Annotated in this window: 12 protein-coding genes; 11 read left to right on the plus strand and 1 reads right to left on the minus strand. The window is 49.1% G+C overall.

Annotated elements, in window-relative coordinates; all coding sequences use genetic code 11:
- Positions 1-167 precede the first annotated feature (167 nt).
- Positions 168-407: a hypothetical protein gene (locus tag AB6B37_RS14280; RefSeq protein WP_371396509.1), complete on the plus strand. Its 240-nt coding sequence runs from the start codon at positions 168-170 to the stop codon at positions 405-407.
- A 9-nt stretch (positions 408-416) separates the two neighbouring features.
- Positions 417-812, plus strand: coding sequence for a VanZ family protein (locus AB6B37_RS14285; protein ID WP_371396511.1), 396 nt, complete (start codon positions 417-419; stop codon positions 810-812).
- 44 nt (positions 813-856) lie between these two features.
- Here the strand turns inward: AB6B37_RS14285 and AB6B37_RS14290 are convergent, their stop codons facing one another.
- On the minus strand, positions 857-1,210 hold the full coding sequence (locus AB6B37_RS14290) for a hypothetical protein (RefSeq protein ID WP_371396512.1): 354 nt from the start codon (positions 1,208-1,210) through the stop codon (positions 857-859).
- Between the two features lie 179 nt (positions 1,211-1,389).
- On the opposite strand from AB6B37_RS14290, the gene AB6B37_RS14295 reads away from it, so the two are divergent.
- The 9 genes from AB6B37_RS14295 (at position 1,390) to AB6B37_RS14335 (ending at position 13,743) form a co-directional block, all read left to right on the plus strand.
- On the plus strand, positions 1,390-1,821 hold the full coding sequence (locus AB6B37_RS14295; protein WP_371396513.1) for a hypothetical protein: 432 nt from the start codon (positions 1,390-1,392) through the stop codon (positions 1,819-1,821).
- Positions 1,822-1,981: 160 nt separating this feature from the next.
- A complete protein-coding gene (locus AB6B37_RS14300; RefSeq protein ID WP_371396514.1) occupies positions 1,982-3,661 on the plus strand; it encodes an alpha/beta fold hydrolase in 1,680 nt (559 codons plus the stop codon).
- Between the two features lie 143 nt (positions 3,662-3,804).
- Complete coding sequence (locus tag AB6B37_RS14305) at positions 3,805-4,698, plus strand: alpha/beta fold hydrolase (RefSeq protein ID WP_371396515.1); 894 nt, start codon at positions 3,805-3,807, stop codon at positions 4,696-4,698.
- Between the two features lie 8 nt (positions 4,699-4,706).
- On the plus strand, positions 4,707-5,282 hold the full coding sequence (locus AB6B37_RS14310) for a phasin family protein (protein ID WP_371396516.1): 576 nt from the start codon (positions 4,707-4,709) through the stop codon (positions 5,280-5,282).
- Between the two features lie 6 nt (positions 5,283-5,288).
- On the plus strand, positions 5,289-5,927 hold the full coding sequence (locus tag AB6B37_RS14315) for a TetR/AcrR family transcriptional regulator (protein WP_371396517.1): 639 nt from the start codon (positions 5,289-5,291) through the stop codon (positions 5,925-5,927).
- Positions 5,928-6,000: 73 nt separating this feature from the next.
- Entirely contained in the window at positions 6,001-6,498 is a 498-nt protein-coding gene (locus AB6B37_RS14320; protein ID WP_371396518.1) for a hypothetical protein, read from the plus strand.
- Between the two features lie 121 nt (positions 6,499-6,619).
- Positions 6,620-7,096, plus strand: a complete 477-nt coding sequence (locus AB6B37_RS14325) for a hypothetical protein (RefSeq protein WP_371396519.1) — start codon at positions 6,620-6,622, stop codon at positions 7,094-7,096.
- 288 nt (positions 7,097-7,384) lie between these two features.
- Positions 7,385-8,515: a hypothetical protein gene (locus tag AB6B37_RS14330; RefSeq protein WP_371396520.1), complete on the plus strand. Its 1,131-nt coding sequence runs from the start codon at positions 7,385-7,387 to the stop codon at positions 8,513-8,515.
- 119 nt (positions 8,516-8,634) lie between these two features.
- Positions 8,635-13,743: a hypothetical protein gene (locus AB6B37_RS14335; RefSeq protein WP_371396521.1), complete on the plus strand. Its 5,109-nt coding sequence runs from the start codon at positions 8,635-8,637 to the stop codon at positions 13,741-13,743.
- The last annotated feature ends 62 nt before the right edge of the window (positions 13,744-13,805 follow it).

The raw sequence follows: 13,805 nt of genomic DNA on the forward strand, positions 1-13,805 counted from the left end.
CTGCGCGTGTCTATAGGCGAGCTTTATTCAAATTGGTATAGCTAAATATCAGTTTTCTTTGCAAATTTTATACCACCTCGGGATAGAGTTTATCCTATCAGAAGAAATGACAGCAGCACAACCGCGTAAGGCTTGTATCATGGCGGGCAGGGACTTAAAGCACGGATATGAGATATCGCTTATTTGCATTTTTGGTTTACCTTTTGCGCGGGCTTGCGCCGCTCGCCGCAAGCGCGAGAAACACCGCATTTCAAACCTCGGTTATAAATTCTGGCACGCGGGTATTGGTGCGCGCCATCAAACACTTTATACCTAACAACCTTGCGCTAGCACGCCCGCCAAAGCTAAAGCGCTTCACGGCTTTGACGTTGATGGACCGTCATATTTTTAACACCGTAAACCTGTAAAGCTGTCTTATGATTTCTGCATCTTCTTATCCGCGGCCTCACAACCGCGTTTTTAACGCGCTCTGCGGCGTGGGGTTTATCGCGCTTATAGCCTTAATTACGCAGCAAAGCCTTGTACCCGCTGCCGGCGTTGGCTTTAGCTACTGGGATAAGCTGATGCATTTCGCCGCTTATTTCGGCGTGGCGGTCGCTTTGGGTATGACGGTCCCAAAAATGCAGCTATTGTGGGTCATCGTCCTAACCGCCTTCTGGGGCGGGGCGGTTGAAATCGCGCAAGGGACATTAGGAACAGGGCGTAGCATGTCATTAGCTGACCAAGTCGCTAATTCAGCCGGAGCCATAAGCGGTGCCATCGCTTTGCTGATGATTTCAAAGCTATGGAGTCTGTTGAAAGCACGCGACTAGCCGCGCTGGCCATGATTACTTGAACAGACCTAACATGGACGTCTTTAGTCGGTTCTGGCGCGTGTCACTTGCATTTGGCGAACAGCGTTAACAGAGTTAGTTTTCATCATGTCCCACTCTTTTTTCGTGGCACAGACTTTACGCTTTCTAAGACGTGTTCCTAGTCTGTCAATTTTTTTACAGACGACACGGTCGGGATTGTCGACAGCCTTTGTCGCTTCTTCGGCTTCGGGGAGTTGATCAATGTGCTTGCCTTGAAATTTTTTCTTGAGTTCTGCCGTCGAATTGGCCGTCAATGGTTCCGCTGTTTTTGTCTTATTATCAGTGGCAAAGCTTGGCGTTGCAAAAACGGCACACAGACATGCTGCGGCAAGTGTAGCTTTAATGGAATAAGTCATATTGATCTCCTTTTAGTGGTTATAACAGATTGAGCTAAACAGGACAAGCATCGCGCATAACGCTTAGTTAAAGACCCAAATGCAGTTTAGGACGCGCTTTCTAATTTCTATATCTATATCTGTATCAACGAAACAACGCGTATCAGATATATCTGACATGCACATCATTGGAGGCCATCATGGCTAAAGCAAAAACAGAGACAGTCGACACAAAAACACTCAACATCGGCCAGACACTTCGCAAAGGCACATTGGCCTATTTGGGTCTATACGGCACAGCCTATGCCCGCGCAAAAACACGCTTTGACCAAGTCAAATCATCGACTGATGGTCTGTTTGACACATTGGTCGTACGCGGCGAAGTGATTGAAGCTAAAGCAGCGCAAAGCTTGAAAACAGCACAAAGCAAAGTCTCTGCGACTTACACAACAAGTGCTGCCAAAGTGCGCGACGTGATGCCAACCGCATCTAACGACCGCGTGTCAGAGCTGGAAGCCGAAGTTGAAGCCCTTCACACAAAGATTGCTAAAATGGCGAAAAAATCAGCCGCTAAGCCTGCTAAAAAAGCGGCTGCGTCAATGAAGACCGAAAAGTCAACGAAAGCCGCTTAGGTCTCTCTCCTCCCCTGTTCTTATGATTTTAAGAACCCCTAAGCGCATCGGCGCGGCTGTTGCCCCCCAACAGCCGCGCCATTTTTGTTTCACGCGAATTTTTCCTTTTAGACTCGCGCGTGAAAACGGTCTAAGCTAACGAAAATAACGGGGAAACACTATGGCACTCACACCAGAATCAGTTGGGCAAAAAGCATCAGAGACACCGACAGCCGTCAATTCGCTTGTTGGTTTCCGGCGCGGCGAAGTTGTGAAATCTATAGGCCTTTTGGCGGGATATGCCGCCAAGCAACCGAGACCCTTTGCCAAGCATTTACGCAATTACGGCAAAGAAATGCTGGAAATCGCCAAAGGCACATCAGAACTCGCTCCACATGCCAAAGACCGCCGTTTTAAAGACCCGACATGGTCAGAAAACCCACTTTATAAACGTGGCCTGCAAAGCTGGCTGGCTATGCGCCGCGAACTTAACGGCTGGATAGCCGATAGCGGTATGCATCCTGCGGATCAATCACGCGCGCAATTTGTTTTGGATCTTGTCGTTGATAGCCTTGCGCCGACAAATACATTATTAGGCAACCCTGCTGCCATGAAAAAGCTCTATGAGACGGGGGGACGCAGCCTGCTGAAAGGGTTGCAAAATGCCTATGACGATTTACGGCATAATGGCGGTATGCCCAGCCAAGTTGATGGCCGCCCGTTCAAAGTCGGAGAAAATCTGGCAACGTCCAAAGGTGCGGTTGTTTATAAAGATGAAATGCTGGAGTTGTTACAATATGAGCCAACAACAGATGAGGTGTATAAGACACCTATCTTAATTATTCCGCCGCAGATTAATAAATTTTACGCCAATGACTTAGCGCCCAATAAATCGATTGTGCGCTTCCTTGCTTCACGCGGATATCAAGTTTTTGCCGTATCATGGCGTAATCCAACGCGGCAACACAGCCATTGGGGGCTTGAGAATTATGTCCAAGCCTTAATCGAGGCCACAGATGTCATGCGCAAAATTTGTCGTGTGCAACGCATCAATATTTCAGGGGCCTGTTCGGGCGGCATTACCATGGCCCTCCTATTATCAGAGCTTGCTGCGCGCGGGGACAACCGCGTCAATAGCTTTACTCAAATGGTCTGTGTGCTGGACGGCAAGAAGACCGATAGCGAAGTTGGTCTATTTGTGACGGATGGCGCCATTGAAGCCGCACGCAAGAACAGTCGTAAAAAAGGGATTTTGTCGGGCGAAGAGCTGTCACGGTCTTTTGCTTGGATGCGGCCGAATGACCTTATTTGGAATTATGTCGTCAATAATTACCTACTCGGCGAAGACCCGCCGCCCTTTGACGTGTTATTTTGGAATAACGACAGCACGAATTTGCCTGCGCAGCTACATTCTGATTATCTTGATATTTTCTCTGACAAGCGTTTCCGCGCGGACAGCGAAGTCGAGTTTATGGGCCATATCGTTGACCTTAAATCTGTCACACAAGACGGCTTCATGGTTGCAGGCGTTACGGATCACATTACTCCGTGGAAAGCGTGCTACCGCAATATTGGGCTGTTTGGCGGGCAAATTGATTTTGTCCTATCCAATTCAGGCCATTTACAGGCCCTGCTGAACCCGCCGGGCAATCCAAAATCTCAATATTTCATATCTGACGATTACCCCGAAACAGCCGATGAGTGGATGGGCAAAGCAAAGCCCGTACAGGACTCCTGGTGGCCACGGTGGGATAGCTTTTTATCCGAGCGCTCTGGTGAGCTTAAAAAATCACCGCGTAGCCTTGGCAGCAAAAACTACCCACCCTTGGTGAAAGCGCCTGGGGAATACGTCTTTACCTAGGTCAGGCTTCGTCTTTACTGACTGTTAAGCGCTGTAGCGCAGACTTTACTTTGGCGGCGAATATCGCCACCACAAAACAACAGACCGGGGAACCGGCGATATGGTCGACACAATATGGCGACCTGAAGGAAAACGGACCCATCATGAGTGATTTTCACCCCAATCTGCCACGTATCTTTTTTTCAAAGATTGGTAATCAAAAACTTCGGACAGCGATTTGGAGCGGAGCCGATAAAGGGTTTGGTAAACGCACACCACTTTTATTTTTCAACGGCATTGGCGCAAACCTTGAAATAGCGCAAACCTTTGCCGACACCTTTACGGGTCGCGATATCATCACCTTTGATATGCCTGGCGTGGGCGGCTCGCCTGATCCAACATTTTTATATCGTCCGTGGTGGGTTGCCAAAGCGGCCAAACAAATCCTGATTGACAATGGCTATGACAAAGTTGATGTCTTGGGCGTGTCATGGGGCGGGGGCGCGGCACAGCAATTTGCCTGGCAAAATAAAGACATGACCCACCGCCTGATTTTATGTGCGACAACAACGGGCGTCACTATGGTGCCAGGTAATCCCAAAGCGCTGTCAAAGATGATGTCGCCTAAACGCTATATTGACCGTGATTTTCTGGCCAAGAACTTTGAGACATTATACGGCGATGCCGCCAGCGAAGGTGTAGGCGAGTTTTCGATTAATATGATGCCGCCCTCTGTGAAAGGTTATCTATTTCAATTAGGCGCAATGGTCGGTTGGTCATCGCTGCCGTTTATTCGGCGCATTCGAGCCAAGACATTGGTGATAATGGGTGATAAGGACCACATCGTTCCCGTCGTCAACGGGCGGTTTCTGCATATGATGTTAAAGCGCTCTCGTTTGAAAATTATTCACGGCGCGGGGCATTTGTTCTTACTGACCCGCCGCCAAGAAACCATTGATATGATCCGCGATTTCTTTGGAGAGCCCGAAGTCCATGTTGACGTTGAACCCGTCTTGCTACCCTCTGTGAAAGAGACTTATGTTGGATGGCATCATTAGGAGCAAATATGAGCGGAACTGATAAAAACACACCCGATAATAAAGCCTCCGATAAACGTGAGCAAAGCGAGAGCCGCTCAACTGGCGAAGCAGCGCGGCGCATATTGCTCGCTGGCATTGGGGCTTATGGCCGTGCTTTTATGGAAGCCCAAGAAGCGTTGAAAGACGTGCGCGGAAAATCCAGCGATGTCTTTGACGAACTTGTCCAAAAAGGCGAGATGATGGAAATGGCCTTTGAGCACAAATCCAAGCAAGTCACGGAACAGGTTTCTAAGCAAGTCCGCGATAAAGCATCTATCCCCAATCTTCAGCTTGATGACCGGATTAAAAAAATGCGGTCACGCCTAATGGGTGGCACAAAAGGCGCTTTAAGTGGCGACGACGGCTTTGACACTGAAAGCCTTTCAACCCGTCTTGATACCGTTGAAGCTAAATTGGATAAGGTGCTTGCCTTGCTCGATCCGCCCAAAGCGAAAAAGGCCGCTCCGAAAAAGACAACGGCCACTAAAACGGTACGGACGGTAAAGACAGAAAAAATGCCGTCAAAAACGCCGCCCAAAACGCCCAAGGGCAAAAAGTCCTAAGCGGTCGTGGCAGAGCGTTCTAAGACCAAAGAAAAAATACTGCGCACGGCGCTAGGCCTGTTTAATAATGAAGGCGAAAGCCAGGTCAGCTCTGTGGATATTGCCTCTGTCATGGGCATTAGCCCCGGCAATCTTTATTATCATTACAAGGGCAAAGACGAAATTATAACCGCCCTATTTGAGGATTTCGATGATGAAATTCGTATGGTGCTCAAAGCTCCCGTCAACGCCCCGCTTAGCTTGCCTGATAATTGGGTCTATCTTTACATCATATTTGAAGAAATTTTTGATTTCCGGTTTTTTTATAAAAACCTCTCAGAGTTAATTGCAAGGAACCCTGAACTCCGCGCACGTTTTTCACGGCTTTTAGCCCTCAAAGAGCAAACCGCTTATGCGCTGCTGAATACGTTGCGGGAGGCGGGGCATTTAGAATTTGAAGAGGGCGAAGCATCCGCCTTGTCGCAACGGCTCGCACAGCATTTTACATTCTGGCTGCAATATCATGATCTGCGGTATAATATGGCGTCGCCTAAATCCCTAATTGACCAAGGCGTGTTTTCAGCGCTGGTCATGATTATTCCTTACCTTACCCGAGATGATGGTTTTTCAAGCCGTTTAGAACAATTCTTACAAGGCCAAGGGTAATGACCTTTTAGATTTGTTCATCAAAATGCAGCGTCTTTAACAGTCTTTAAGATACGGTCTGTAATATCGCAATATGATCACACGTGCAGATATAGTTTCGACATTAGTATTATCGGCAGCTTTGCTGTTCACGGCACCGCTTGCCCATGCCGCGGATCCTTTTGTTGATGTTATTGCAGGTGAAGCCTCGCTTAAGATGGTGTTTGACCATGGCGACGTCTGTGAATTTATAATTGAGCCGACTAATGACAAAGACGCGGCGGCGGCGCTGAGTCAAAAAATTACTAAACTCTATGATCTGAAACCTACTGTGCGCGGAACAACACGCGCTTGGGATATTCAAAATTCTGATGCAAAATCTACACAGTCAAAAACTGTGAGCATATTGATAAAACAACAGCGCAACGGGCGCTACCACCTTGTTATGGACCGACGTCGCGGCGGTGATCGTCATAATAGTCAGACAACAAAAGCTAACACATTGGCGCTTAGCCAATCCCGCAGTAATGCAGCCCCTGCCCGCCCTGCGGCACCGCCAGCACGGATACCGCCGCCTGCAACCACTGATTAATATCGTCGAGATACTGTCTGATAATTAATTAAAAGACTGCCTTTTTTCTACCGCGTTTATCCTTCCGTTAATCATAGGGCTTTATATTTGAGCCATATATGACGCTAACCAAGAGGATATTATGCGTAAATTTTCCCCCCTCGTCACTGTCTTGGCCGCTTTAAGCTTAGGCTCTTTCGCCAACGCCCTATCAGCGACTCAGACCATTGAAAAAGAAAAAACTGTCATCACAGATGATGGATCAACACAAATCATCCGCACAACGGCAGATACCGTCGTACCGGGCGAAACCATTGTTTACACACTTAATTTTGTAAATGATGATGGTCAGGCGGCGGACAATCTTGTTTTGACCATGCCTGTTCCTGAACAAGTCACCTTCGTTGAAGGCTCTGCTGACCGGCCTGGAACTGTTGTGGTTTATTCTGCTGATAGTGGGCAATCCTTTGCCACGCGCCAAGCCACAATGGTTATGACGCAAGCTGGTGAAGTACGGGCTGCGGGCGCTGATGACATCACCCACGTGCGTTGGACTATACCAGGTCCCGTCGCGGCAGGCGAAACTGGGCAGCTTTCTTTCGCTGCCAAATTGAAATAATACCGACTGAAAAATTGCTTATAAAAACCGACCTTAGGGTCGGTTTTTTTTGATCCTTATCAAAGGGCCCGACTTTTGAGCCGCCAAGCATTAATTTATAATTGTGTAAACAGAGCCTTAATACCATCAATTTTGAAATCCTGTAAAACATTGTTTTTATTGAGTTTTTTGATATTTTATTAAGCCCCATTAAGGGCATTTTTATTTTATTTTAACCATACTTCTTTGGCCTCATTTAACCACCTTTCCTTATATTCGATGATACCAACTCGAAAAGGAAAGTGGGTTATGACTAAAACTAAAACTCTAATGAAAGGCTTGCTGGGCGCCACTGCGCTTACAGTCTTTACGGCGGGCAACGCATTTGCTGCGGGTACTGCTGCGGATACACTCGTATCCAACACATTTACACTCTCATATGATGTCGGAGGCGTCACACAGCCGCCTGTGACACCGCCAGCGGACACAACATTCCGCGTTGACCGTCTGGTCGATGTTCTGGTGGAATCATTTGCACCTGTAACACCGTCTGCACCAGGTGCAACGGCACAGCCACTGCGTTACCGCGTGACAAACCAAGGTAACGACACGCATGGTTATTTGTTGACGGCTGTTCAAGAAGGCGGCGACGACTTCAACACAGCAGGCGCTGTTATCACATATTACGTTGATGACGGTGACGGCATCTATGAACCAGGTGGAGATGACGGCGCGCCGATCACTTACACAGCTGGAACGTCAACACCTGATATTCCTGCCGATGGTTTCTTACACGTTATCATTTCCAGCGATGTGCCAGCAGGCGCAGTGGACGGTGAAACAGCCGACATCACACTTGTTGCTGATACGCTAGAAGGTGGCGGCTCGACGACAGCTGTGGGTCCAGATGCTGATGGTATCAACGACATTAACGCGACTGAAAACGTTTTGGCTGATGATTCAGGCACAGCAAATGAAAACGCGAATGAAGGTGACCACTCTGCGACGAATACACTAACAGTTGGCGCGGCGGATATTTCTGCGGTCAAAGCTGTCTCTGTGTTCTCACAAGACGGATCTGGATGTACAACAATTCCAGGCACACCAGCCACACCCGCGAATGAGCAATATGCCATTCCAGGTGCGTGTATTGAATACACAATTACCGTGGAAAACGAAGGTAGCGCGCTCGCTACTGATATTGACATCGGCGATAACCTACAGCCAGGCCTAGAGTTTATTAGCGCCAGCTTCTCTGGTTTCTCTGGATCACCATCGTTCTCACCGGCTCTACCAAGCGCGGGCACAATCTGTGACGGTCCTGTCGGAACAGCGTGTCGCGTGTCAATGATTGACGGCGAACTCGCTGGCGGCACAGTTGGTTCTCCAACGACGGGTGTTCTTACAATCCGTGCGCTTGTAGATAACGGCGTACCATAGGCCTTTATGGCCCTATGATTTCGGGTCGCCCACTTTGTGGGCGACCCACAACAAACCAATAAAACAACAATTAATATGGTGGTGCCCGCTAGGGCTATGTGGACAATAACGTGACAACTATGCGACATACATTAGGGGTAATAACCCTTGCCGCAACGGCCTGGGCCGGCGGAGCGGATGTCGCAATGGCGACCGGCATTGGCGATGACGTCGTCAACGTTGCCTCATTCTCATATAATATTGACGGATCGACGGTCAATGTGACGACTAATGAAGTTGTCTTCACGATTGAAGCACCCGCCATTCCGCCAACAATCGAATTTTTCCGTTATTCACCCAATGCCCCCCATGCACAAGGCACTGTGATTAACGGCTCACGTTACAGCCCTTCAGGCGACTTAAACGGACCCTTTGTCAGCACAGGATCCCCGCGCACAACAGGTGGACGTGTTCTGGATTTATCGGGCAACGTACCGCTAATACCCGCGACGACATTCCTCGCAAATGAACTGATGTTTGTACAAGTAACAGACGTTCAAGCCAATAATGATCCAAACGTCGTTGAGACGATTTCTATTACAATCACCACATCAACTGGCGACGTCGTTGTCTTGCAGCTATATGAAAGTGGCCCCAATACGGGCGAGTTCTGGGCATATATTCCGACGACCAGCGACGTGTCACCCGGCAACGATAATGAGCTGAACACAGAAGACAACACGCAATTAACCGCAACCTATGTCGATACATTCCGTCAGACGGATGTTGTCGTTGATACCGCGCTGATTAATCCGAACTGCTTTGTTTTTGATAGCATCACAGGCGCACCCATTGACGGCGCGACAGTGACTATCATCGACACAGAAACAGGGCAGCCTGCGACTGTATTTGGTGTTGATGAATTTTCAACATTCCCGTCTGCTGTCGATTCTGGCGAAGACGTCGAAGATAATAGCGGCTTATTATACGATCCTGAAACAGGCGGCTTTCAGTTCCCGCACTTACAGCCCGGCAATTATATTATTGTCGTTGACGCGCCAGAAGGATACAGCTTTGCCTCGACACTGCCAGCGGATCAAATCCTGACCAATGCCGGCGGATATACACTCAGTACAGGGTCATTTGGCCAAGAATTCACGATTGAAGAACCAGGCCCCATACACTTTGATATCCCGCTGGATCCCCAAACTGATTTCACGCTGACAAAAACAGCTGACCGCAGCTTTGCTGATGTCGGTGACTTTGTGAACTACACGGTGACCATTCAAAACTCAGGGGCCTTATCGGCCCCCGTACAGCTTTATGATACTTTGCCGCTTGGCTTCCGCTATGTGCCTGGCACCTCACGCCGCGAGCAAAACCTTATAACGGACCCGTCTATATCAGAGAACGCGTCGCTATTAACATTCCCAATGGGTGTGCTTGGCCCTGGTCAGTCTATAACGCTTGATTACGCCTTAGAAGTCGGCCCTGGCGCGCCTATGGGCGACGCGATTAACCGCGCGGTTGTACAAGGCATTGACGGCGGTCAAATCTCTAACGTTGCCCGCGCCGAAGTAACAATGCGCGAAGACCTATTGCGCTCACGATCGACTGTTGTGGGTCGTATTTCTGAGAACTCTTGTGACGGTGACCAGGACTGGGCGCGCGATATTGAGCGCGGTATCGGTGTCGAAGGTGTGCGTCTTTATATGGAAACAGGCGCTTATGCCGTATCTGATATTGACGGCCTATTCCATTTTGAAGGCATCACGCCTGGCACCCACGTTGTGCAACTTGACGAAGAAACACTGCCAAAAGGCTATACGCCCATGGTGTGCGAAGAAAATACGCGCTATGCAGGCTCTGCCATTTCAAAATTTGTTGACGTTCAAGGCGGCGGCATCTGGCGCGCAAACTTCTATTTAGAAAAAACAGGCGAAACCGAAGACGAGAGCGTTGAGGAAGAGTTTAACGAGGCTGTCGAGTATAAAGACTACGACACAGAATGGTTAAACAAGCAAGACGCCACCCCAGAATGGGTCTATCCCGATACAACGCGCACACCGTCCAGCCCGTCGATTAATATCGGCATTAAGCACGGCCCAAAACAACGCATCGATTTGATGTTAAACGACAAAGCCGTGTCATCTATGAATTTAGCGGCACGTGATGTGAGCCTTACGCAAGACGTTATGATTAGCCGCTGGCGGGGTGTTGATATTCTGCCGGGTAATAACTCTGTGACCGCCATTGTTAAAAATGAAGACGGCACAATTGCCAAAACAATGACACGTAAAATTGTCTTTGTTGATACAATTGCGCGCGCCGTTCCCATGCCGGATAGTTCGACACTTGTGGCCAATGGCCGCGACGTGCCTGTTGTGGCTATCCGACTAGAAGACGAAGCGGGCCGCCCCGTTCATAAAGGCCGAGTTGCCAAGATTGATATTGAAACACCTTACCGTCTTTATGACGAAAACGGCGAACGTCAGTTAATCGAGCAGCAAAATGATTTGATTGCGCCGTTGACAGCCCGCCAAGAATTACAAGTCGGGTCTGATGGTATTTTGAAAGTCCGCCTAGAGCCAACACTGCGCACGGGTAAGGTCACTGTGATCGTGACATTGGATACGGGTCGCCAAGTGCCTGTTTACATGTATCTGGAACCTGAAAAGCGCGACTGGATTTTGGTTGGTCTTGCCGAAGGGTCTGCCGCACTTGAAAAGGTACGCGGTAATACAATTGCTTTGTCTGGTAGCTCCGATGATAACGCCTTTGATATGCGCGAAGAAACCGACGGCGAAGACGTTATCACCGATGGTCGTGTTGCATTTTTCGCCAAGGGCCTGATCAAGGGCAATTGGTTGATGACCATGGCCGTTGATACCGATAAGCGCCGTTTTGGACGTGACCAAGGCTACGCCGAAGAAATTGATCCCAACGCCTATTACACACTTTATGGTGACCGCTCTTACCAAGATTTTGAAGGCGTTAGCCGCTATCCTGTTTTTGTTAAATTAGAAAAGCGCACGGCCTATGCCATGTTTGGTGACTACGACACAGATATTCCAGAAGGCAAGTTAACGGCCTATAACCGCCGCCTGTCTGGCCTTAAGGCTGAATATTTGGGTGAGAACTTTCAAGTCCTCGGCTTTGCCGCGGAAACCAACCAAGGCTTTGCCAAAGACGAGATTGCGGCTGATGGCACTAGCGGAACATATCAACTGTCGCAAAATAATATCTTGGCGCAGTCCGAGGAAATCGTGATTGAGACGCGCGATCGTAATCGTTCTGACGTTATCCTCGAGCGCAAAGTTATGGTACGTTACTTGGACTACACGCTTGATTACCTCACAGGTGAGCTGATCTTCCGCCTGCCTGTTGATGCCACCGATTTTGAGTTTAACCCCAATGTTATTGTGGTGGACTATGAAACACTGAACGATGCTGAGAAAAACGTGACCGCCGGTGGCCGCGTTCAAGCGCAGTTTGCTGATGGTCGCGTCCGTGTGGGTTCAACATTCGTGCATGAAGAAGGGGCCGTGGCAAAAGCTGGCAGCGAACAAAATATGATTGGTGTCGATGTTGTCGCCCAAGTCACGGACAGTACCGAAATTCGCGCTGAATATGCCATTACCGATGATGCGGGTAATCCTGATGCTAAAACAGCGAATGCTATGCTCGCCGAAGTTATTCATACCAGCGAAAACATCTCTGCAGATGCCTATTTTCGCGAAGAAGACGGCGGGTTTGGACTAAATCAACGCGGGTCGACAACAAACCGTATCCGCCGTTTCGGGGCCAATGCTAATATTCAAATTTCTGAATTTGAAGACGAAGAAACAGGGCGTCGCGGCACACGCACCGTTGAAGCCCGCGCTTACCGTGAAGAAAACTTGGAAACAGGTGACCAGCGCGATGTGGCTGAAGTCACCGCCCGCCATACTGGCGAACGCTTAATCGTCTCTGCTGGTTTGCGCGCCGCCAAAGACGAACTTGTTGGGCGTGATGACCGCACATCAATCTTGGCCGTATCACAGGCAAGCCTGGCTATCCCGAAACACGGCACAACGATACAGTTTTCGCATGAGCAACCTTTGGGCGGCAAAGACGCCGTCTCTGCTTTCCCGCGCCGCACAATGATTGGTGTCGATAAGACAATTGGCGAAAAAGCAACGGCGTCTATTCGTCACGAAATTTTAGATGGTGATACACAAAAAAGCCAAAACACAACATTTGGCCTCGCCGCAACGCCTTGGAACGGCACAACCTTGACGGCGAACTCAGATCTTTTGACCAATGATCTAGGCCGTCGGTTGGGCGCTACTGTTGGTGTCGACCAGCAAGTACAGCTATCTGAGAAGTGGTCAGCATCTGCAGGTCTACGTAACCGCAAAGTCCTCGACCAATCGGGTGAGTTTATCCAAGTCGCCCCAGACGCCGCTGTGTCGCCCGTGGAAGTGAATGAAGATTTCACATCGGCTTATATGGGCGTGGGATACCGCGACGAGGTCATGAGTGCCAGCACACGTGTTGAGGCCCGCAATAGTAGCGCAGGCGATACATGGATTGGCACCGCCGGTATTGCCCGCGAGCTATCTGAAAAACTATCCGTGGCCGGTGCGCTACGCGGCTTTTTTAATGAGAATAAGAACAACCCCAATGCAACAAGCCGTCTAGATGTCCGCGTGGGGTCTGCCTGGCGTCCGCGCGGTGAAGAGACAATTGTGCTGAACCGTTTTGATGCGTCTTATGATAAGAATGACCAAGGCGAAACACAGAGCAAGCTGGTCAATAATCTCGCCCTTAATACAATGGTGGCTGATAATTGGCAGCTCGCTACGAATTACGGTGTGAAATATGTCCAAGCTGATATTGCGGGTCAAAAACATAAAAGCTGGAACCATCTTTTAGGGGCCGAGACACGATTTGATCTGACAGAGAAAATTGACCTTGGTCTGCGCGCACAGCTTCTTCATAGCCCAACCGTTGGTACAACTGAATATAGCTGGGGTCCGTCTATTGGGATTGCGCCTGTGAAAAACGTCTGGATTAGCGCGGGTTATAATGTTAGCGGCTTTAAAGATGAAGATTTCGAGGCCGCTGATTATTCGCGCAAAGGTATCTATCTACAGATGCGCATCAAATTTGACCAACATACGGCCAGTGGCCTTTTGCGACGCATTAGCCCAAGTGCGACAGTCAATGAGATTGATACATCTAACCAGAGCTTTGCCAACCCTTAACGCTTATAAATAAGTCTTTAAGCTTTCATCAAGGCAATTGCACTAGATTAGACAAAGCAGAA

The sequence above is a fragment of the Fretibacter rubidus genome, from assembly GCF_041429785.1.
Taxonomy (GTDB): Bacteria; Pseudomonadota; Alphaproteobacteria; order Caulobacterales; family Maricaulaceae; genus Fretibacter; species Fretibacter rubidus.

What these genes read in the sequence shown, in the direction of transcription:
- AB6B37_RS14280 (WP_371396509.1), top strand. Translation starts at nt 168, where the DNA reads ATGAGATATCGCTTATTTGCATTTTTGGTTTACCTTTTGCGCGGGCTT.
- AB6B37_RS14285 (WP_371396511.1), top strand. Translation starts at nt 417, where the DNA reads ATGATTTCTGCATCTTCTTATCCGCGGCCTCACAACCGCGTTTTTAAC.
- AB6B37_RS14290 (WP_371396512.1), bottom strand. Translation starts at nt 1,210, where the DNA reads ATGACTTATTCCATTAAAGCTACACTTGCCGCAGCATGTCTGTGTGCC.
- AB6B37_RS14295 (WP_371396513.1), top strand. Translation starts at nt 1,390, where the DNA reads ATGGCTAAAGCAAAAACAGAGACAGTCGACACAAAAACACTCAACATC.
- AB6B37_RS14300 (WP_371396514.1), top strand. Translation starts at nt 1,982, where the DNA reads ATGGCACTCACACCAGAATCAGTTGGGCAAAAAGCATCAGAGACACCG.
- AB6B37_RS14305 (WP_371396515.1), top strand. Translation starts at nt 3,805, where the DNA reads ATGAGTGATTTTCACCCCAATCTGCCACGTATCTTTTTTTCAAAGATT.
- AB6B37_RS14310 (WP_371396516.1), top strand. Translation starts at nt 4,707, where the DNA reads ATGAGCGGAACTGATAAAAACACACCCGATAATAAAGCCTCCGATAAA.
- AB6B37_RS14320 (WP_371396518.1), top strand. Translation starts at nt 6,001, where the DNA reads ATGATCACACGTGCAGATATAGTTTCGACATTAGTATTATCGGCAGCT.
- AB6B37_RS14325 (WP_371396519.1), top strand. Translation starts at nt 6,620, where the DNA reads ATGCGTAAATTTTCCCCCCTCGTCACTGTCTTGGCCGCTTTAAGCTTA.
- AB6B37_RS14330 (WP_371396520.1), top strand. Translation starts at nt 7,385, where the DNA reads ATGACTAAAACTAAAACTCTAATGAAAGGCTTGCTGGGCGCCACTGCG.
- AB6B37_RS14335 (WP_371396521.1), top strand. Translation starts at nt 8,635, where the DNA reads ATGCGACATACATTAGGGGTAATAACCCTTGCCGCAACGGCCTGGGCC.